The sequence below is a fragment of the Paraburkholderia sp. GAS334 genome, assembly GCF_050436625.1.
Taxonomy (GTDB): Bacteria; Pseudomonadota; Gammaproteobacteria; order Burkholderiales; family Burkholderiaceae; genus Paraburkholderia.
This window is the reverse complement of the sequence record NZ_JBNDMO010000040.1, coordinates 19,571-39,440: the sequence shown is the minus strand read 5'-3', so window position 1 is coordinate 39,440 and position 19,870 is coordinate 19,571. Positions and strand designations below refer to the sequence as shown.

The window sequence follows — 19,870 nt, the reverse complement described above, 5'->3', positions numbered from 1 at the left end:
TTTCCATGCCACCGTCACTTGTTCACTGCCGTTCCCGCACTAAACTGTTCTAGTTGTGTGTTGGGAGGGTAACGTCGAGCGGCAAAGAGCAACGTACCGTAGCTGGCGGAGGCGCATCGGTGAACATCGCAAGCAGAACAGCCGGTCATCGTTGAAGCCCCTTTCTCAGTGCGCTGCGATGTGGATGCCCCTTTTTAGCGCTTTTTAGCGGGAGGATCTCATGAGAATCCGGCGCGCAGTTCGGAGGCTGGCAATCATTGTTTGCTTGCCGACTGCCCTTGTAGCCACCGAGTCCATGTCAGCGCCGGTTGTTCCTGGCGGCTGCGAAACGCCAGTCAGCCAGCGGACCAACGAAGTCGGGTGCTATCTCACTGCTACCGAGGATCTGGGCGAGGTTCCCCAAGGCCCGCTCTTCTGGCATCTATACAACTATCCGACCCGAGCAGCGGCGGATGCGGCCAAGGGATCACGGGCAACCGTCGTTGAATCGTTTGGTAGGGTGTGGCTCTACACGATCGCCGATGCGGCCTGGCGCCCGTCCGGTGGCGAGCGGATTGCGGTAATCGGTCCACTCGCGACAATTGCCGGCAAACGATACACGGCCCGATATATGGAAGTGGTCTTCACGCCGGGCATGGTAGGGGGGCCTCACGCACATCGACATCCCGGAGCCGAGGCATGGTATGTGTTGACGGGGGCGCAATGCCTGGAGACGCCCGAAGGCATTACCGTCTTGCACGCGGGCGAAAGTGGTACCGTCGCAGAAGGTCCGCCGATGTACATCCAGAGCGTCGGGACTGAGATTCGCCGCTCCGTGCTACTCGTCCTTCACGATAGCTCCCAACCTTGGATTTCCGCTGCGAGCGATTGGACGCCGAAGGGCTTATGCCCGAAATAGAGGCTGTCAACCGTATTTTACCCAGTCTCTCGAAGGACTGCTTTGCGGAAAATCGAACGGCGGCTCCGGGTCCCATACCTGCCGGTCCACCCGGTGCATCCTCGACGGCAGTTTCCAAGGTACAACGGCCATCCGCTCGGTCAGCTCGGTCGTGGGGACGGGGTGTCTCACCCTACCGTAACCATCGGATGCTTTCCGAAGGCCGCACTAGTACGACATCCCGCAATTACTTTTAATAATTGGTGGCATGGTTTAGCCTGGCGGCATGAGCCGAGGTCGTCATGCAACGCCAGTGAAGCTGGCCAGGAAGGACAGAGAGGAGCCGCTGGCGCTGATCAGGCTCACGACGGCGGCACAGCGTGATGTGACGCGGGCGCGCATCGCGTTAATGGCCCATGAGGGCTACTCAAGCGCAGCGATCGCGCAGGAACTGGGCGCGACCGTGCAGACGGTCAGCCTGTGGCGCCAGCGCATTGCGCGGCAAGGCGCGCGAGGTATCCGGGAGGGCGAGCGTATCGGTACACAGAGCATTTCAGTACGGCCTCCGGGCGTTAGTTGTAAGCGGAAGCGGCTTGAGGTGGGGACGTCCCGGCGATGCGTACGAACTCACTCCACTTCCGCGTCGTCTAGCGCGTGACCGAATTCGTGAGCAAGTCGTTGATTAGGCGGAAGTGGCGGTCTCACTAATTCTGGCTCCCCGCATGTTGTGCAGGGAAACGGAATTGGTGAGACTGGGGGCGCTTGTCGTGAGACTGGAAAAACGGATTCGGCCACTCTGCGCTGCCAGTTCGGTCATATCGAAAAAAAGGTACGCCGCCCGCTGACCTTCAGAGAGAGCATCTGATGGGTTGCTTGAGGAGTTGCGGAGCTTGGCACGGTCTCGGGACTTGCTGCCATGTGAGTGCTTACGCTCGGTTCAAGCACATCAAGCGAATACATTCGTCTTTGCGTTGATGGGCGTCGTTCAGACAACAGGCGACCACAGGTCATAGTTCAGGATGTACGCGTTACCTTCTCGCTGAACTGAGCCGGCTGTCGGAAAATTGAAGTGCATGCCACTAATTGAAAGCTTGTCCGTCGCGACTCTGTCCAGCAGTTGCTTGCGCGTGTGTGCAGCCTGCGCTGAGTCGCTATCAAAAGCGATTGTAACCTCAGGCTGTGCCACCTGGATGTGCGGAAAATGGACAATATCTCCCCAAATGAGTAACGAGTCGGAACCGTCCCCCAGCAGATATCCGGTGTGGCCAGGAGTATGTCCAAAGAGGTTGACAGTCTGAATGCCTGGCAGAATCGCTTCTTGATGGAACGGCACCAGCTTCTCGCCGTAAGCGTTGAACGCGTTTCGCGCGACATCAAAGAATGGGCGGAAACCATCGGGCGCGTTCGAATAGATTCCTTCGTCGCGCCAAAACGCCAGTTCCCTCTCATGGACGAAGAGCTGCTGCACGTTCCTGAACACCGGGGTCTGAAGCGGCCCGGCAAGGCCGCCGATGTGGTCCGGATGCGCATGGGTCAGCAGAATCGTGCCGATTTGAAGTGGGTCAATGCCGGCCGCTGCGAGCGCGACTTGAAGTCGCCCACCCCAACCGTTGATGCCGCCCGCGCCGCTATCGATGAGGATCGTCCGGTCCGCAGTTTCGACAACATACGCGTTGATGTTCATCCGAGGCAAAGGTGGCACGCCACGTTTCTCGAGCAATGCTTCGGCCTTGGCAGCTTTGATACCGTCAAGCAATTCAAACGACACGTCGAGATAACCGTCACTCAGCATGGTAACGGCCATGTCTACTACCTTCTTTCGGTTAATGGCAGGCGCTTGGAATGTAGTTTGAGAGTTCACGATTACCTCTGAAGCTGATTGGTTGGTATTGGGGCCGAACACTGAGTCGCTCACTCCGCACATCTTAGTCGCGGTCTCTCACCCGAATCGCTCAACTTGCTTCGTCAACTGCTCAAGTTGGGTACGCGAATGGCGCGATGTTGCGCGGGGCAGTGAACGTACGCGCCGTCATCGGACCATCGGTCTTTCAACGTTACGCCGGTAGTAGTGCTGGAGTGCGAGATTTCAGAAGCGTGTCCCACAGTCCCGTTCCATCAAAGTCACCGCCCTTGAATGGAAACGGCAAACTTTGAGGGAGGTGGTACGGCGGTTACAGTGTCACAACAATCTTGCCGACCTGACTGCCGGCTTCCATGTACCGATGAGCCTCAGCAATCTCTTCGAACGCGAAGACCCGGTCGATGACAGGGCGAAGTGCCTTGGAGGACAGGCCTTCAGAGATAAAGGCTATGGCCTGCTGCAGTTTCTGAGCGTCCTGAGTAATCTCGAACAACTCATAACCCTGAAGGACGAGGTGCTTGCTCAGAATCTCCATCACCGGGACCGGAATGTCCCGGGAGTCCAGGGCGCCGTACTGATAGTAGATTCCTTCGTGCGACATTGCCCGGAGAATGTTTCGAGCATTCGGTCCACCGACCGGGTCAAAGACGATGCGCGCACCCTTCCCACCGGTGACATTCATGATGTATTCGGTCAGGTCTGGCATATCGGAAAGGAGAACGTGGTCGGCACCGACTGCTCGCAGGGTTTCTTCCTTTTCCTTGCTTCGCGTCAGGGCAACCGTCGCCGCCCCGACCATCTTCGCAACCTGGATGGCAGCAAGCCCGACGCTGCTAGTCGCGGCGCCAATGATGACGGTATCAGCACTGGTCAGCTTGCCGTAGTTAATCAAGGCACCATATGCGGTGACGAACATCATCCAGGTGGCCGCAGCTTCCTTGTGAGTTACGCCCGCCGGATTCTTTACTACGGCGTGTGCAGGAGCATTCACAACTTCGCCGTACATGCCATACTCGGCGAAAGAGAACGCGGGGACGACGCTCACCGGGTCGCCAATCGCAAAGCCATTCACGTTCGCGCCGATGGCTACGACTTCGCCAGAGGCCTCGTATCCAAGCTTGGCCGGGAACTCGGGGGCGATAACGTATTTCCCAGTGCGATACATCACTTCTGCGCGATTGATACCTAAAGCTTTGACCCGAATCTGGACTTCGCCGGGTTGGGGCGGCGCCTCCTGGACGTCGTCAAACCGAAGCACTTCCGGACCGCCGATTTGATGAAAGCGAACAGCTTTTGTCATGACTTGACCTCGCAATGTCGTGGATGCCCTCTGCCGAAGTAATGGCAACTGGCAAGTGTTTGACACTGTAGGGAGACGGCACGACTAGATAAACGAATCCGGAGGTAATGAACTGTTGCTTCGCATCGAAACAATCCCCTGGGCACGCTGGCGACGACACGACCTGGTTTTTTGATTGTGATTTGGCCGAGCATTGAGCCCGGAACTCAGGACACCAGCCAGGTCTCGTTGAAGGTTGTGAGTTCACTCGCAAGCCATTGCGTGAAAACCTTCACACGCGGGGTCACGTATGCCCGACTCGGATAGAGCAGTGACACCGGCCACGGCTTCGGTCTGTGGGTGGAGAGAACCTCGACGAGTTCGCCCGACGCCAAGTGTTCTTCAACCATTATCCCTGGAGCCTGGATGAGCCCGAATCCTGCAACGCCGCAATGAACGTAGGCGTTCGACTCGTTGACGCTAACACTTGCGTTGCATGTAGCCGCAGTCTCCTCGCCGTCGGCGCAGAAGCGCCACGTCATTGGTCGGTTGTCGTGTCCTGACAGGAAGTTGATCCTTCGATGTGCGGATAGGTCCGACAGAGTCAGCGGAGTGCCGTATTCCTGCAAGTACCCAGGAGAAGCACAAGTCAGCATGACAGCCGCTGCAACCCTTCGTCCAATCAGACTCGAGTCAGGAAGGTCTCCGATTCGCAAAGCACAATCGACCCCCTCGGCAACCAGATCCACGGCGCGGTCGGTCACACCAAGCACAAGTTCGAGGCTCGGGTACAGACGATTGAAATCGCGCAGCCGGTCCAGAAACGTTTGCTGTGAGAATGCGGCTGGAAGGTTAATGCGAAGCCGACCATGCATTGTTTCGCCAGTCTGGTTAAACATCGAGGTTGCATCGTTGATGCTGGCGAGAATCTCTTCCGTTCGTGTGTAGAACTGCTCGCCTTCCGCCGTTAGCGTGACGCTGCGAGTCGTGCGCTGAAACAACCTCACTCCGAGAGCTGCCTCAAGCTCCTGCACGGACCGGGTTACATGAGGACGACCGACCTGAAGCACTTCGGCAGCGTTTGTGAAACTGCCCAGCTCAGCGACTGAGCTGAAAACTTTCATTGCTTGCAGTAGTTCCATGAGTTCCCTCTGAGCTGAGCCGAGATGCGGCTAGGTAGGCCAATGCCAGCATTGTTCGTCTGCGAGGCAACAATTCGTTCAATCCTAGCGCATTTACCACGGCGCCGGAGAAACCAACAATCGTAGAAACAGTTGCTGGCAGGCGAACACACTCAGTCTTTCGCAACCGGCGCAAGACGAACGGGTCTTGACGTCCGGCCAGTCCAACTGATTCGCGTCGCAAATCCGGCTGATCCAACGATTTCGCTTCCGTGTCGGGCTGGCGTGTGACCGAATTCGTGAGCAAGTCGTTGATTAGGCGGAAGTGCGGGTCTCACTAATTCCGTTTCCCTGCACAATCAGGCCGGGTTTGACAAGCAGGGAACGCATTAGACTCAATGAACACTCATCGCGACTCAACGTCATCGCCGTGAGCGCAGTAAAAACCCGCGTCCGGCACGGTCGGTTCGTTCTGCTCAACGCTTGAAGGTCCGTTGGCAACGCGGAGCAGCCGTTCGAGTGTCCGCGCGTGTACCCCGGCGAGTGTCGGAAACTGGCCCGGATTCAGTGTGGCGCGAGCCGCTGTCAGGAAGAGCTTAGGGAGAAACAAAAAGCCGCTGTCCGTGAGAGCAGCGGCTTTTCTTACAACGGCTGGTGAATGAGGGCGCTTGTTCGCTTTGTGCTTGCGCCTGGTGCGTTATTAATTGCTGTTATTTGCCAGCCGGCGACACTGTGCCTGGGGTTGCCAGCGTGTTGTTGACCCCGTAAGCGCTGGTATTGGACGTCGAGCTAGTGTTCGTGCTCTGCTGCAGGCCCGAGTTCGCCGACCCTGCGCTCATGCCGCTGTCCGAGTTGGTGGCGCCAGGCGTGCCGTAGCCGCTCGTTGCATTGGCCGGCGACACGGCGGCGGGCGACGCTACGCTCGGGGTCGCCAGCGTGTTGTTGCTTTGTGCATAAGCCCCGCCCGACAGCGCGAGTGCGGCGACAGCCGCGATTAATGTGCTGGTTGCCTTGTTCATGACCTGTTCCTCCTGGATTGGACTGGAATTTTGATGCAAACGCAGGTAATGCCGAGTTTAGGAAAGAGGTCGCCGATAATTAAGCGCATTGTTCGCAAGGATTAATTTCGCCTTTCGGAACGACGTCTAATGGGTTCTGCTCCCAAATCTGAAGCTGGCGCGGTTCGGCATTGCGCGGTGAATGCCGGGGCGGAAGAAGCGAACGTCGCTTCCTGGCCGCCCGCTGCCCCATGCATGAGGGGCTGTTTCCCGTGGCACGTAAAGCGGCGATCTGCGGCGGGCGACCCGGAGCGCCCAGCCATCGCTACAAAAAGCAGACACGTGACGCACGTGATCAAATTGGAGTTGCTCCAATGCCGCTATCCATGTGCGTATTTCAAGTACATGCAGCACGGATTGCCCGCGCGGCCTGTTAGCGTCCCGGGCTCACTCGTCTGGTGGCGAGCAGGCCTCAACCGCGGAGCGCCACAGTAACCACAACGAGAGCCGAGAAGATCAGCGCCGGGGCGAGATGCCCGAACGGCTCCCGGTTTCGTAGCAACGTGAAGAGCACGGCGACCAGGATCGCACCGGCCAGCGTCAGGCCCAAAACTCTGGTTTGTTGTCCAAAAAGAAGTGCCGCGCACAACAGCTCAAGAGCGCCGCAGAGCAAATGAAACCATGCCGGGTAACCCCAGCGTGCGAAGTCGCGCTTCACCGCGCCGCGTCCTGCGAGATTGACCGTCCCAGCAACCGCGAACAGAACCGCTACGATCATCGCGAGAATCGACTCGAAAGATGCACTGTTCCACGCCATGGTCATGCTCCGTTGCTTTGCTGAAAGTGCTTTTGTACAGAGAGGTCCGCAATCAGGCCGGGGCCATGGGGCTTCCACGCAAGAACTCGTCGGGCATGCTGGCCGCTTACTGTCTGATCGAGCGCCAGTGCGTCAGCGAACGGTCCAAGCGATTTGCGAGCATCGTCGAGCGGCCAGGGTTCGACGCGATCGGCGCCGACCGAGGCCCGAATCGCTTCACCCATTTCGGCAACGGCAACGGCATCTTCCGCGACCACGTTGAAGATCTGTCCCGCGACTCGAGCGTCCCCACTTGCCGCCCGCTCCACCGCGCTCAGGTAGGCCGTGGCGAGATCATCGACGTGAACGGCAGGCCAGTGGTTGCGACCATCGCCGACGATCCTCACACTGCCGGTCTGACGGACCATGCCGGCAAGCATGCCGAAGATGCCGCCGCCGTAGCCGTGCACCATCGCCGGCCTGAGGATCACTGCAGCAATCGAGCGGCGTGCTGCTAGCGCCAGCACCTGTTGCTCCACTGCGGGCCGCCAGGCGATGAGTGGTGTCGGGTTCAGCGCCGATGCTTCAGTCGCGGGCTCCCCCTCCGTATTGCCGTAGACCCAGGTGCCCGAGGTATAGACAAACGCCGCGCCCGGATGCATATGCGAAAGCATCGCTACAGCCGCGGCCTCGTCAGCAGCAGCGGCGCAAGCATCGTTGGTCGACGCGGTGTGCACCACGCCATCAGCGGCACCGGCAGTCGCAGCGAAAGACTGTGGCTCGCGCAGGTCGCCGGAATGCAGTGTCACACCGAGACGTGCCAGCGCGCTGGCGGCCGCCGAGCTGTCCTCGCGCACCAGCGCCGTCACCTGATGGCCGAGGCTGATTGCCTTGCGCGCGACCGCTTGCCCGATGAAGCCAGTACCACCTGTCATGAACAGTTTCAAAGCGTTCTCCAATGATTGGCTGCGAAGTTGAACAGTCATATAAACGAGACCCATCGGTCTCGTTTTGACAAATCTAAACGAGACCGCTCAGTCTTGTCAACTACTCATCGATCTGTTATTTATCTCGCATGGACACTTCTTCTCTCCCTGGCCTGAGCCCGCTGCAATGCCGCAAGCGGTCTGCAATCCTTGACGGCGCGAAAACCGTTTTCTTACGCGAGGGTTTTGGTTTGGCAACGATGGACGATGTCGCCTCGGCCGCCGGCGTCGGCAAACAGACGGTCTACCGCCACTTCAAGTCGAAGGAGGCGCTCTTCGTTGGTCTGGTGAGCGCGATGTGCGCTCAGGTGGGCGCGCTGCTTGCCAGCGCTCAGGGCGAGCAATCCGATGGCGCACCCGAAGTCGAGTTGCGCGAGTTGGGATGGTTGCTGGCACGAGGCCTTACTACGCCGGATACTCTGGGGCTTTACCGGGCCATCGTTGCTGAGGCCGCGCGTTTTCCGGAACTCGGCCAGGTGTTTTACGAAAATGGTGCAAAGGTCGTGCGTGCCTTCGCCGCAAAAATTCTGCGAAGTCGATTTGACGAATCGACTGCTGCATTGCGGGCAGCGACATTCGTTCAGCTGGTGCTAGGCGACGCGCATCTGGAACTGACACTTGGCTACACGGTGCCCGATGTTGAAGTACGCTTTGCGCTGCAGATTGACGAGGCGGTAGCGGCTGCACTTCGCTAAGGAGCGCCGCATAAGATGTCGAGCCGCTGCATGCGGAACGCAACAGCGTGTAGCGCGGGAAGCAAGACACCGCGTGTCCGATTCCGAACGCAGTCGCGCACCGGTTTCCGTACGATCCAGGCGCGTTTCTAAAATTGTGAGTGTCGTTTTGTGGCCGGTCACTGCCTGCCGCCGATCGACGGCACGCGACCCGCTACTGCCGTTCGGACAAAATCCGTGAACGGCTCAAGTTCAACTCAATCCAGACCAACGAGCGTCACGCATGCACCGACCCGCTATTGCATCTCGCCGACGTCTGAACGGCGCCGCCATGGTCATTTCCGGGCTCCTTTTCGTTCTTTACCCGGCGATCCGCCCTTTCTCCGACGAGAGCTCCCTGCGGGGTGCTGCCGCGTTCGCGAGCGGCCAGTGGTTGATCGCGCACATGCTGGCTATGGTGGCTTTTACGTTGCTTCCATTGGGGCTGCTCGAGCTTCACCGCTCACTACAACGGACGGCGGTAGAACGTGGCGCGTATTGGGCGGTCGTGCTGAGCCTGCTTGGGACAGGACTGACCTTGCCGTTCTACGGCGGAGAAGCCTACGGTCTTCACGCGATCGGACAGCAGGCCGTCATCCAGCAGAGTGTCGCGGTGCTGAGTCTCGCCACCGTTGTTCGTTCCGGCCCGGGCCTCGCCATGTTCCTTGTTGGGTTGCTGTTGCTCGCTGTCGCGGCGATCATCGCCGCCACTACGATCTGGCGTTCGGTCATTTATCCGCGATGGAGTGGCGTACCCCTGGCCGTAGGCCTTGCGCTCTACATCCCGCAGTTCTTCGGAACGCAGCCGCTGCGCGTCACCCACGGGCTGCTTGTCGCCATCGGATGCTGGTGGATTGCCGCAGGAATATGGAGCCGCGGCACAACACAATGCTCGCTGGCTATGCAAATCAATCGTTAAAGTCAGTCGCCGTGAGCCGGGTCCGTTTTGCCGAGAAATGTGATCACGGCATTCGCCAGTTCGTCGGGCGCTTCTTCCTGCACGAAATGCCCGACCCCGTCTAGGCGAACCGTGTGGGCATTGGGGAACGCGCGTTCCCAGCGCCTCAGTTCCTTGTCCCGGAACGCGACGTCCTTCATGCCCCAGACGAACAGAGCCGGCTTCGTGCCGAGGACGGGGATGCCGTTCCACAGCTCGCCCAGCCATGGCGTCGAGGCGACAATGTGTTGCGGAAACACAAGGCAGCCGGTACGGTCTTCCGGCGACGCCAGCGGTCGCAGATAGTGCGCGTGCACTGCAGGCGTCAACTTGCGCTTGTCGGCAAATTCCTGACGCATGAACGTGCGGACGAAGAAGTTGTAGCGCCGAATCAGGAAACGTCCGATCGGCCCACCCATGAACGCGCTGAAGGCGAAAAAGTGCGGATCGCGATTCACCGGCCATGCCCAGGTATTCATCAGGATGATGCGGGAAACCCGTTCGGGGTGGGCGATCGCATACGCCAGCCCAATCGGTCCGCCCCAGTCCTGCCCGACGACCGTGATGTCGTTCAATCCGAGGGCGTCAATGAATGCGCCAAGGTGGTCGGCGTGATCCTCTGGCCGGTAACTCCAGTCAACGGGCTTGTCCGAGAGCCCGAAGCCGATGTGGTCAGGGGCGATACAGCGGTAGTCGTCGCGCAGCCGTTTGACGAGACGGCGATAGAGAAACGACCATGTCGGATTGCCATGCAGCATCAGGACCGGGCGGCCGGCACCTTCGTCGATGTAGTGCATCCGGCCCGCCGGCAGGTCAAAGTACCGCGACTCAAACGGATATTCCCGCACATCTATCCAGGTCATGATGCCGCGTCGCCTTGTTGTGCCAGCACGTAACGGATGGATTCTTCGAAAACGCGCTGGTACCCCCGATAGTCCTCCGGCGGGCTGACGCTGAGCTGCACCCACTCTCGCATCTTCGCCCGCCCGATGGGTTGAAACGGCACGGCGTTCCTGTCCGTGTCTAGCAGCTTATCAGCCGATGCCTTCGGTAGCTTGACTGCGACGCTCTGTTCGTACAGGCAGATGCAGAGCTTTCGATCGGGGTAACAGGCCGGGTAGCCGAACATCTTGCCGGCACGGACGTGAGGGACGCGCAGCAAAAGCGCATCGAGCTCCGTTTTGTGGACAGGATTGAAGGTGGGCATTGGCTTCTCCTTTGGGAGCGAAGCGTCATGCGGTCATTGCCAGCATCAGGGCGACGGGCACGATCCCAAGGCCACCGTCGGTCTCGCGTGTACCAATAAAGGCTACTTTAGAAGAAAATCGCTGTCGACGGTGGTCAAAAACCGCGCAAATCCCGGCCGTTCGGGCAAGTCGACAGCGGTGCTTAATGCCCCGACAGTGCGCCGTACTGCACTGCTTCTTGAACTCAGCGTCGCCCAACCATTCCACGTTGGACCAGAATCGCTTGTCGGTCAGCTCGGCGCGCGTCATCGCTGCCAGATGTAGCGGTGCGGCTACTTGACCGGCGTACGGCCAGGGACTGACCGTTGTCGACGCAACTGTGGACCTTCTGCCTGGCTTTCGCGGATGTCTCGTTGTGGCCGACTTCTGCCTGATTCGCGTGTTTCGCCATAGCATTTGCTCGACGACCCGAGCCTACGGCGATGATTTGTTCACCCGGAGGCTCCGTCAGCTTCTCGTCGTGGAACCGGGTTCGACCAGGAGCCGCCGTTCAAGCCGGAGACGGAAACCGGTCGCTCCAGCTGGCGCCCGCATCAGGGCGAGGCGGGCTCCGTAGTATGTTCACCCGACGAGTCCGGTGAATACGTGTCGTGAACGAGTTTGACGCGCGAGATGAGCCAGGCCGCCAGCGCGAACCACACCGCGGCGACGATGAACGCGGTGACGTAGGCGGGCCCAGCCCCGGCAAACGACTTGATCCACGACAGCATCCACCCGGTCGCCGCAGGGCCGAAGATCTGCGGTAGCACCATCGACACTTGCCAGATACCCATGTCCTTGCCGGCCGACGCATCATCCGGCAACACTTTCAGCGCGAGCGCCCAGTCGACGGCCTGATAGGTGCCGTAGGCGGCGCAGAAAGCCAACGCGACGGGGATCACCAGCAACAGGTTCGGATACAGCGCCAGGAGGACCAGGCCGATCGCCGCCCCGGCCATGATCCAGCTGGTCAGGCGGACGACGGGAACAACGCCGTGGTGGTCGGCGAGACGTGCACCCAGCAGGCTGGTCGGGATCGCCAACACCACGCCGACGCCAAGCAGCCCATTCAGGAGGCTGGTCGGATGATGAATGCCTATCACGTCCTGCAGGTAGTACAACATGAAAGTGAAGATTGACCAGATTCCCATGTTCCCGAACAGGCGCGTTACCAGCACCCAGTAGAAGTTCCGGTGGATGCGTGGATCGAGATAGAACGAGCGGATGAACGCGAAGAGCTCGAACCGCTCACGGGATCCGGCAGGCGTTGGCTCGGGCGAGCCGCGAATCGTCAGCCAAAGGCAGAGCAACATGATCGCAATGAACGTGGCGACCGCGGGATACAGTCGACGCGGAGAATACAACGCGACGAGCACTACGTTGCCGGTGATGGTGCCGAGCACGGTCATCACGTTGAGCCACGCGCTCGCGCGGTTAGCGTCGTGTTTCGGCACGACATCGGGCACCAGCCCGGCGTACGGGCCCGCCGCCCAATTCCACCAGAATTGAAGATGCAGGAACGCGAGTGTGTATAGCCATACACTCCCTGCGCCGTTGAACGACGCGAGCGATATCAGTGCGACCGAGGTGCCGAATACGCCGGCTACCAGAAACGGTAGCCGACGTCCGTGTTTTGCAGTGCAGCGATCCGATAACGCCCCGGCCAGCGGCGCCACGATCATCGCGACGAATGCGCCGGCCGCAATGACGGAGCCGGCTACGCCTTCCTTTATCGCGGCATTGCGTCCGAGCAATTCGGCCACCTGTGCCGGCACGAGCACCGGAACGACCGTCATCCATTGAGTAAAGAGCGCAAACCACAGCGACGCGATTTGTATGTGATCGAGCGTCGACAGGCGAGAAACGGGCGGTTTGGCCGACACGTCCTGGGCTGGATTGGGTAGGGTCATGTCGGTAGTCCATCAAGGTCGCGCGACGGGCCCGATGCCGCCCGGCGGCGGAAAATTCTGACCGCGGCTGTGAGCCAGGTGGTCAAGCACGGCGTCCCTCGTGCGCTGTACTTCCTGCGCCTCCGCTCAATGTGTGCTTCTTATCGAGAACGTCAAAAAATTAGACCACTGATCGAGCTTTTGCAAGCAACACACCAAGGCTCACCCGACCTGAAGTTCAGGCTTACCATAGTCGGCACAGGTGCAGGCTCCGTTAGCCGCGACGTCGCCCGCACGGCCGCTTGTCGGCTCCATAGCGCGCACCGCGCAGCGTAACGATCTAGCGGGAAGCAAGGAGCCTCCACGATGGGGACACGAAGCGTGAGCCATGGACGGCGCGATTTTCTTCGCAGGTCGGGTGCGATGCCGTCCACGTTGCTGCTGTTGGCCCTCGGAAAAGCAAACTATGGCCGGGCCGACGAAGTTTCAGCTACACCCGCCTGCACCGACGAACAAGAACCGACCCGGCAGCAGACGGCAGGCCCGTTCTTCCTGCCACACTCGCCGCAACGCGCATCGCTGCTCGAGCCGGGGATCAATGGAACGAAGATCGTCCTGACCGGGCGGGTGCTGTCGACACGATGCAGGGCGGTGTCCGGGGCTTTGCTCGATTTCTGGCACGCCAATGACGCCGGGGAGTACGACGTCGAGGGGTTCCGGCTGCGCGGCCACCAATTCGCCGACAGCGAGGGACGCTACCGCCTCAAAACCATCGTGCCGGGTCTATATCCGGGGCGAACACGACACTTCCACGTGACGGTGCAGCCGCCGAACGGGCCGATCCTCACCACCCAACTGTACTTTCCCGGGGAGCCGCGCAACGTTCGCGATTTCCTGTTCGATCGCCGGCTGCTGATGACGATCGATGACCACGGCGAGCAAAAGGCGGCCCGGTTCGATTTCGTGCTCGCGCTCACGTAGTGCAAGTCTTCCTGACGGCGGCGGCGCTGCCGTGGTGGGTGCCCGGAGTCGCGTGGAGCGATCGCGCTACGGCGCCGGCTCGCCGGCGTCGGTCACGTGGACCGGATCCCCGACACGCACACCAAGCTGTGTCGCGGCGCTGCCGCGACTCATCGCAATCTCCACCAGCCCGATCGAGTTCTCATACCAGAAAGCCTGGCCGTCCGGAGCATCGGAAAAGACCCGGGCATAGGTGACGTCTCTGGCCGCAATGGCCAGCCGGGCATTCCTGGACACGGTGCCTGCCCGCATCCCGGTCAGCGCATTGCCATAGTGATCGACGTAAATGACTTCGGCCAGATCGTCCGCACCCAACCCCACACGCAAACCTGCGGTTTCAGTCAGCTTGTCGGGAGGCAGGTCGCCACGGCTGAGCCAGGCTGCCATCGGGGCGAACAGGTCGCGACCATGGAACGAGGCGGAGAGCATCGCGGGACGCCATGTAATGCGCCAGGTGCGGGTGCGCGTCGCGCGCGCCGCCACGACCGAGAGCAAACCGTTGTCCGGTCCGACGAACCACTGCGCGTCGGCTTGCAGCACCACCGCGTCGCGCTCGCCGCCCACGCCGGGGTCGACGACGGCCAGAAAGACTGTATCCGGCAGGTACCAGCGTCGAAGCGCGGCGAGCAGATGTGCCCCTGCCAGCGGGTCGTAATTCGGGGCAGTGTGCAGCACATCGATGAGGGTGGTGCCGGCTGGCGCGTGCCGCAGCAAGGCAACCTTCAACTGTCCGACATAGATGTCATCGGCACCGAAGTCAGTGAACAGCGCGATCATCGTATAGCCTCCTTCCAACCTTGCCCCGTCTTATCGACCACCGGAGCAGTTCGCGCCCGATCCGCACGCGGCGCTGAACCTTCCCCAGAGTCCGAGCGCGGAATCGCGTCGAAAGGCGACACGGTGGCTGGGGAGCGCCGGCCTATTCGCCGAGATGGGAGAGCGCGATCCGCGCGGGCTCGAGCGAAATCTGCATAAACCCTTCGAGCGGGTGGGCGAGGTCCTCGATCAGGAAAATAGCGCCGGAGACCGATAGCGCACAGAGGAAAAGCGTCGCAATGGCGGTTCGGTTGTTTGCGCTGACCAGGCCGAAACCGGCGAAGAGCATACTCAGCCAGAGCACCAGCACCGCCATGAATGGCGTTGGGATCGCGCCCTGCCCCGGGTGGAACAGTATCCAGCGCGTTTGGGTCAGGTCGTGGCTGCTGGTCAGCGCCTCCGATTGAAGCACGCGCTGCATGTCGTTTCGTGGTGCCAGTTCCCGAAGCTTTTGTTGAAACTGCACCATTCGCACCAGGCGCTGCGGAGCGTCCACGTTAGCCTTCCCGGCACGTGCCCCGGATGCAAACAGCTCCACGGCTGAGGCGTAGGTATGGCGCAGGGACTCGCGGGCTTCCTTCGTCTCCGGGCCATAGTCGGCCAGGGAACGATCGATCACGATGACCGTAGCCGCCGTCTGCGTGAACTCGTCGTTGAGCCGGTCGAAAGAAACCTTTGCCGAGGCGATCAGGAGACCAAGGACGAGAGCCGCGAGCGTCGCCATCAGGCCGGCTCCCAACTTCACGATAACCGTCGAATCCTCGCTCAGGTGATGATCGGGAAGGAGAGTGCGGAGAGCCAGGCCGATCATCCCGCTGCCGAAGACGCACACAAACACGATCAAGGCGATTACCAATGAGCTCATGATTGACCTCTGCGGTTTGACTGGAAGTCACCCCCGCTAGAACGGGACTGGCGAAGACCATGTTTGAGTGCTGGGATGGTACACCTACACCTGCACCGCAGTGCCCGACCGGGGATATCGCCTCCGCGCCGAAATCATGTCTCGTTGCCGGGCGGACTCTGGGCGTCCGCAATAGGGAAATCTAGATCGTCACCTCGAACGGCAGTTCCTGGCCGTCCCCGCCCGAATCGGAATGCAGCCCGATAGAGGCCGTTCGAGAATATTGAGCGTGCGTCCACGCCTGGCTGCATGCTTGCACAGGCCGGGAGGACGTTCGTACACCGTATACATGCCAGCGCCACTCCCTCGAATAACGGCAGATTTTGTCAGCGAAACGGCGCGTCTGGATACCCCGGTCAGCGAGGTCGGGCGCTACGATTCTCGATTCGAGCGACGTCAACAGGCGTGTCGTGAGCATCCACAGAAAGGAGTGGCAGTGAAAATCGAAACAGTTGGCATCGTCGGTGCCGGTACGATGGGCAACGGAATCGGCCAGGTCGCGGCGCTCGCAGGACTGAAGGTGGTGCTGGTCGACGTCACGGATGCGGCACTCGCTAAAGGCGTCGCCACACTGACATCAAGTCTTGCGCGACTTGTCGAGAAGGGCAAGGTCGATGCGCCGTCACGCGACGCAGCGCTCACGCGCATCGAGACTTCGACCGATTATCAGCGGCTGGCTGCTGCCGATATCGTCATCGAGGCGGCCACGGAAAACGCCGACCTGAAGATCCGGATCCTTCGACAGATCGAGGCAGTGGTGCGCGACGATGCGATCATCGCGTCGAATACATCGTCGATCTCGATCACGACGCTCGCCGCGACGATCGGCAGGCCGGAGCGCTTTATCGGCATGCACTTTTTCAATCCGGTCCCGTTGCTGCCGCTGGTGGAGGTCATTCGCGGCCTGCAGACCAGCGACGATACCGTGGCAGCCGTCTCCGAACTGACCGGGCGACTGGGCAAGTCGCCGGTCAATGTCAGGAATTCCCCGGGCTTCGTGGTGAACCGCATTCTGGTGCCCATGATTAACGAAGCGTTCTTCGTGCTGGCCGAGGGTGTCGCGACCGCGGAGGAGATCGACACGGGCATGCGTCTTGGGGCTAACCATCCAATCGGCCCGCTGGCGCTCGCGGATCTGATCGGGCTGGACGTCTGCCTTTCGGTGATGGACGTCTTCCTGAAAGACTTTGGAGATTCGAAATATCGCGCGTGTCCGCTGTTGCGCGAACTGGTGGCGGCAGGGCGGCTGGGGCGCAAGACGGGACACGGCGTTTATCGCTACGACAAGGCTTAGACGCATGTGTGCGTCGCCGTCTGGCGAGCAACCGGTATAAATCGTTCAGTAGAATTTCGTGAAAGTCGACCCGTGGGGACGGGCACTCTGAAAACAAGTGGTGAAAGCGGGCCATAAAGAAGAACCAGGGCGGCCCGGAGATAAAATTGAGTTTTGACCTGACCTTACTCAATTGAATCAATTCTCCGGCACCGTCCCCATCGCGCTGGTCAACGGCTTCCTTGCGGGCGCTGACCCGGCGGCAGTCGCACGAACGGCCGGGCAATCGGGTATCCCGCAGGAATTGCTCCATGAGCCTGGCGCCCGTGTCACGCGGGAGCAGTTTTCGACGCTCTATCGCCTGCTGGCGATAGAGCTCGACGACGAAATGCCTGGCATCTTCAGCCGGCCGCTACGCAATGGGACGCTGAAATATCTCTGTTTAAGTCTGCTTGATGCGCCGCGACTGGAAATTGCGATGCATCGGTTCGGTCAGTTCTTTCATCTGATTGTCGATGACTTCAGGCTTGAATCGCGGCGCGAAGGTGCGCTGTGCTGCGTTGAACTTGTGCCGGATCCAGACGGCCCAGGCTTTGGCATCCTCGGCCGTGAACTGATGCTGAAGCTCGCGCACGGGGTTGCGTCGTGGTTGATCGGAGAGAAAATTCCGCTATCCGGTGTGGAATTCGATTGCCGCCGTCCGCCCCGTGCGAGCGACTATCTGTACCTGTTCCCGGGGCCGGTCCAGTTCGGTTGCGCGCGAACACTCATGACATTCGATGCGACGTACCTGGATATGGCCATCCGGCAGCGCAAACCGGATCTGAAAAAATTCCTCGCGCGCGCGCCTGAAGACTGGATTTTTGTCTCGCTCGCGGAGCAGATGGTTTCCAACCGCACCCGCCAGTACATCGCAGCCTGCCTGCCGACGATCCCAGCCATTGAAGCTGTCGCGCGACATCTGCATTACTCCGTGCGCACGCTGTGCCGGCGGCTCGTCGCGGAAGGCACGACATTCCAGGCGATCAAGGACGAAGTACGGCGTGATATCGCCATTCAACGGCTGACAGGATCGGCTGATGCCATCGCGTCGATCGCCTACGACATCGGGTTCGGCAACACGACCGCATTTCACCGGGCATTCCGGCAGTGGACCGGCAGCACGCCCAAAACGTACCGCACGATGACTTGAGGACGGCGCCATTGCCAGATTGTGGCGCGTAGCGCGGCAGCTTCCGTCAACAAAAAGGCGGATTTGGGTATCGGGCATGCGCGCCGCGACCGTTACGATGGCGCATCGAATCGCATTGCCACAACGCCCTGCGCTTATCAAAACTCCACAGGAAGAAAACTCGTGACCCGTTACGCCGCGCCTATCAAAGACATGCTGTTCGTGATGAAGGAACTGGCCGGTCTCGACGACATCACCGCGTTGCCCGGCTTCGAGGACGCGAATTTCGACACGGCACAGGCCATCCTCGAAGAATCGGCGAAGCTGTGCGGCGAAGTGCTCGCGCCGCTGAACGTCGAAGGCGATCGCAACCCGAGCGCCTGGAAGGACGGCAATGTCACCGCGACGCCGGGCTTCAGGGACGCCTTCCGCCAGTTCAGCGAAGGCGGCTGGCAGGGCGTGCAGCATCCGCTCGACTACGAAGGCCAGGGCTTGCCCAAGCTGATCGCGACGCCGTGCGTCGAGATGCTCAACGCGTCGAACCTGTCGTTTGCGCTGTGTCCGCTGCTGACCGACGGCGCGATCGAGGCATTGCTCACCGCCGGCACCGAAGCGCAGAAACAGACCTACGTGCCGAAGCTGATCTCCGGCGAGTGGACGGGCACGATGAACCTCACCGAGCCGCAGGCGGGCTCCGATCTGGCGCTGGTGCGCACGCGCGCCGAACCGCAGGGCGACGGCTCGTTCAAGGTGTTCGGCACGAAGATCTTCATCACGTGGGGCGAACACGACATGGCGAAGAACATCGCCCATCTCGTGCTGGCGCGCACGCCGGACGCGCCCGAAGGCGTGAAGGGCATTTCACTCTTCATCGTGCCGAAGTTCCTCGTCAATGAAGACGGCTCACTGGGCGAGCGCAACGACGTGCATTGCGTGTCGATCGAGCACAAGCTCGGCATCAAGGCGAGCCCGACGGCGGTGCTGCAGTTCGGTGATCACGGCGGCGCGACCGGTCACCTGATCGGCGAGGAGAATCGCGGCCTCGAGTACATGTTCATCATGATGAACGCGGCGCGCTTTGCGGTCGGCATGCAGGGCGTGGGCGTGTCGGATCGCGCGTACCAGAAGGCGGTCGCGTATGCGAAGGATCGCGTGCAGAGCCGCCCGGTGGACGGCAGCGCGAAGCAGCCGGTGTCGATCATCCATCATCCGGACGTGCGCCGGATGCTCTCGACGATGCGCGCGCTCACCGAAGGCGCGCGCGCACTCGCCTATGTGGCGGCCGCGCATTGCGACATCGCGCATCGTCATCCGGATGCCGCGCAGCGTGCGGAGCATCAGGCGATCTACGAATACCTCGTGCCGGTCGTGAAGGGCTGGAGCACGGAGCTCTCGGTCGAGGTGACGAGCCTCGGCGTGCAGGTGCACGGCGGGATGGGCTTCATCGAGGAAACGGGCGCCGCGCAGTATTACCGCGACGCGCGCATCCTGCCGATCTACGAAGGCACGACGGCAATCCAGGCAAATGACCTGATCGGCCGCAAGACGGTGCGCGATGGCGGCGCGGTGGCAAAGGCGCTGCTCGCGGGCGTGGCGCAGACGATCGAAGCGCTGGGTCAGCACGACGCGCCTGCGTTCCGTTCGATGAAGCGGTATCTGGAGCAGGGTCATCGCTCGCTGGCGGCGGTGGTCGGGTTTGTCGTCGCGAACACGAAGACCGATCCGAATGCGGTGTTTGCCGGCAGCGTGCCGTATCTGAAGCTTGCGGGCATTGTGCTGGGCGGCTGGCAGATGGCGCGTGCGCTGCTCATCGCCGCGGAAAAACGCGATGAAGATCCGGCGTTCTATGGCGCGAAGATCGCGACCGCGCAGTTCTTCGCCGAGCATGTGCTGCCGCTGGCATCGGCGCTGGAAGCGTCGATCGTGACGGCGAAGGGCGGTGAGGGTGTGCTGGGGCTCAGCGCAGACCAGTTCTAAACTTGAATGACGCTGACGAACACATA

At 60.8% G+C, this 19,870-nt stretch carries 20 protein-coding genes; 9 read left to right on the top strand and 11 right to left on the bottom strand.

The annotated features are described in order from the left end of the window. The first annotated feature begins 295 nt into the window (after positions 1-295). On the top strand, positions 296-898 hold the full coding sequence (locus P3T21_RS34680) for a cupin domain-containing protein (protein ID WP_429260411.1): 603 nt from the start codon (positions 296-298) through the stop codon (positions 896-898). A 265-nt stretch (positions 899-1,163) separates the two neighbouring features. Further along, positions 1,164-1,535 carry a helix-turn-helix domain-containing protein gene (locus P3T21_RS34675; protein WP_429260410.1) on the top strand — a complete coding sequence of 124 codons (372 nt, stop codon included), beginning with the start codon at positions 1,164-1,166 and terminating at the stop codon, positions 1,533-1,535. A 327-nt stretch (positions 1,536-1,862) separates the two neighbouring features. Here P3T21_RS34675 and P3T21_RS34670 read toward each other — a convergent pair whose 3' ends face one another. From P3T21_RS34670 to P3T21_RS34645, 6 genes are all read right to left on the bottom strand, one after another. Then, the gene (locus P3T21_RS34670; RefSeq protein WP_429260409.1) at positions 1,863-2,681 is read right to left on the bottom strand and encodes an MBL fold metallo-hydrolase; all 819 of its coding nucleotides are present in this window, start codon (positions 2,679-2,681) and stop codon (positions 1,863-1,865) included. A gap of 367 nt (positions 2,682-3,048) precedes the next feature. Next, positions 3,049-4,038, bottom strand: a complete 990-nt coding sequence (locus P3T21_RS34665) for a zinc-dependent alcohol dehydrogenase family protein (protein ID WP_429260408.1) — start codon at positions 4,036-4,038, stop codon at positions 3,049-3,051. A 206-nt stretch (positions 4,039-4,244) separates the two neighbouring features. After that, positions 4,245-5,159, bottom strand: a complete 915-nt coding sequence (locus P3T21_RS34660; RefSeq protein ID WP_429260407.1) for a LysR family transcriptional regulator — start codon at positions 5,157-5,159, stop codon at positions 4,245-4,247. A gap of 689 nt (positions 5,160-5,848) precedes the next feature. Beyond that, positions 5,849-6,157, bottom strand: coding sequence for a hypothetical protein (locus tag P3T21_RS34655; RefSeq protein ID WP_429260406.1), 309 nt, complete (start codon positions 6,155-6,157; stop codon positions 5,849-5,851). A gap of 451 nt (positions 6,158-6,608) precedes the next feature. Continuing rightward, positions 6,609-6,959, bottom strand: a complete 351-nt coding sequence (locus tag P3T21_RS34650; RefSeq protein WP_429260405.1) for a DoxX family protein — start codon at positions 6,957-6,959, stop codon at positions 6,609-6,611. Further along, entirely contained in the window at positions 6,956-7,879 is a 924-nt protein-coding gene (locus tag P3T21_RS34645) for an NAD-dependent epimerase/dehydratase family protein (RefSeq protein WP_429260404.1), read from the bottom strand. The genes P3T21_RS34650 and P3T21_RS34645 overlap by 4 nt, the downstream gene beginning before the upstream one ends. Positions 7,880-8,007: 128 nt before the next feature. Between P3T21_RS34645 and P3T21_RS34640 the strand changes: the two genes are divergently transcribed. Next, the gene (locus P3T21_RS34640; RefSeq protein WP_429260403.1) at positions 8,008-8,613 is read left to right on the top strand and encodes a TetR/AcrR family transcriptional regulator; all 606 of its coding nucleotides are present in this window, start codon (positions 8,008-8,010) and stop codon (positions 8,611-8,613) included. Between the two features lie 310 nt (positions 8,614-8,923). Next, on the top strand, positions 8,924-9,550 hold the full coding sequence (locus P3T21_RS34635) for a hypothetical protein (protein WP_429260402.1): 627 nt from the start codon (positions 8,924-8,926) through the stop codon (positions 9,548-9,550). Positions 9,551-9,552: 2 nt separating this feature from the next. Here P3T21_RS34635 and P3T21_RS34630 read toward each other — a convergent pair whose 3' ends face one another. After that, complete coding sequence (locus tag P3T21_RS34630; protein ID WP_429260401.1) at positions 9,553-10,431, bottom strand: alpha/beta fold hydrolase; 879 nt, start codon at positions 10,429-10,431, stop codon at positions 9,553-9,555. Continuing rightward, a complete protein-coding gene (locus P3T21_RS34625; protein ID WP_429260400.1) occupies positions 10,428-10,775 on the bottom strand; it encodes a hypothetical protein in 348 nt (115 codons plus the stop codon). Before P3T21_RS34625 ends, P3T21_RS34630 begins: the two co-directional genes overlap by 4 nt. Here P3T21_RS34625 and P3T21_RS34620 point away from each other — a divergent pair. After that, positions 10,768-11,079, top strand: coding sequence for a hypothetical protein (locus P3T21_RS34620; RefSeq protein ID WP_429260399.1), 312 nt, complete (start codon positions 10,768-10,770; stop codon positions 11,077-11,079). The two genes, P3T21_RS34625 and P3T21_RS34620, sit on opposite strands and share 8 nt — an antisense overlap. 269 nt (positions 11,080-11,348) lie before the next feature. Here P3T21_RS34620 and P3T21_RS34615 read toward each other — a convergent pair whose 3' ends face one another. Further along, positions 11,349-12,704 carry an MFS transporter gene (locus tag P3T21_RS34615; RefSeq protein WP_429260398.1) on the bottom strand — a complete coding sequence of 452 codons (1,356 nt, stop codon included), beginning with the start codon at positions 12,702-12,704 and terminating at the stop codon, positions 11,349-11,351. Between the two features lie 402 nt (positions 12,705-13,106). Between P3T21_RS34615 and P3T21_RS34610 the strand changes: the two genes are divergently transcribed. Further along, complete coding sequence (locus P3T21_RS34610; RefSeq protein ID WP_429260397.1) at positions 13,107-13,664, top strand: intradiol ring-cleavage dioxygenase; 558 nt, start codon at positions 13,107-13,109, stop codon at positions 13,662-13,664. Between the two features lie 66 nt (positions 13,665-13,730). Here P3T21_RS34610 and P3T21_RS34605 read toward each other — a convergent pair whose 3' ends face one another. After that, positions 13,731-14,480: an SAM hydrolase/SAM-dependent halogenase family protein gene (locus P3T21_RS34605; protein ID WP_429260396.1), complete on the bottom strand. Its 750-nt coding sequence runs from the start codon at positions 14,478-14,480 to the stop codon at positions 13,731-13,733. Between the two features lie 142 nt (positions 14,481-14,622). After that, positions 14,623-15,384: a hypothetical protein gene (locus tag P3T21_RS34600; RefSeq protein ID WP_429260395.1), complete on the bottom strand. Its 762-nt coding sequence runs from the start codon at positions 15,382-15,384 to the stop codon at positions 14,623-14,625. 475 nt (positions 15,385-15,859) lie between these two features. Between P3T21_RS34600 and P3T21_RS34595 the strand changes: the two genes are divergently transcribed. The 3 genes from P3T21_RS34595 to P3T21_RS34585 all read left to right on the top strand — a co-directional run bounded on the left by P3T21_RS34595 (position 15,860) and on the right by P3T21_RS34585 (position 19,844). Further along, entirely contained in the window at positions 15,860-16,717 is an 858-nt protein-coding gene (locus P3T21_RS34595) for a 3-hydroxybutyryl-CoA dehydrogenase (RefSeq protein ID WP_429260394.1), read from the top strand. 172 nt (positions 16,718-16,889) lie between these two features. After that, complete coding sequence (locus P3T21_RS34590) at positions 16,890-17,888, top strand: AraC family transcriptional regulator (RefSeq protein ID WP_429260393.1); 999 nt, start codon at positions 16,890-16,892, stop codon at positions 17,886-17,888. A 162-nt stretch (positions 17,889-18,050) separates the two neighbouring features. Then, positions 18,051-19,844 (top strand): acyl-CoA dehydrogenase, encoded by a 1,794-nt coding sequence (locus P3T21_RS34585; protein WP_429260392.1) that lies wholly within the window; start codon positions 18,051-18,053, stop codon positions 19,842-19,844. Positions 19,845-19,870: the final 26 nt, after the last annotated feature.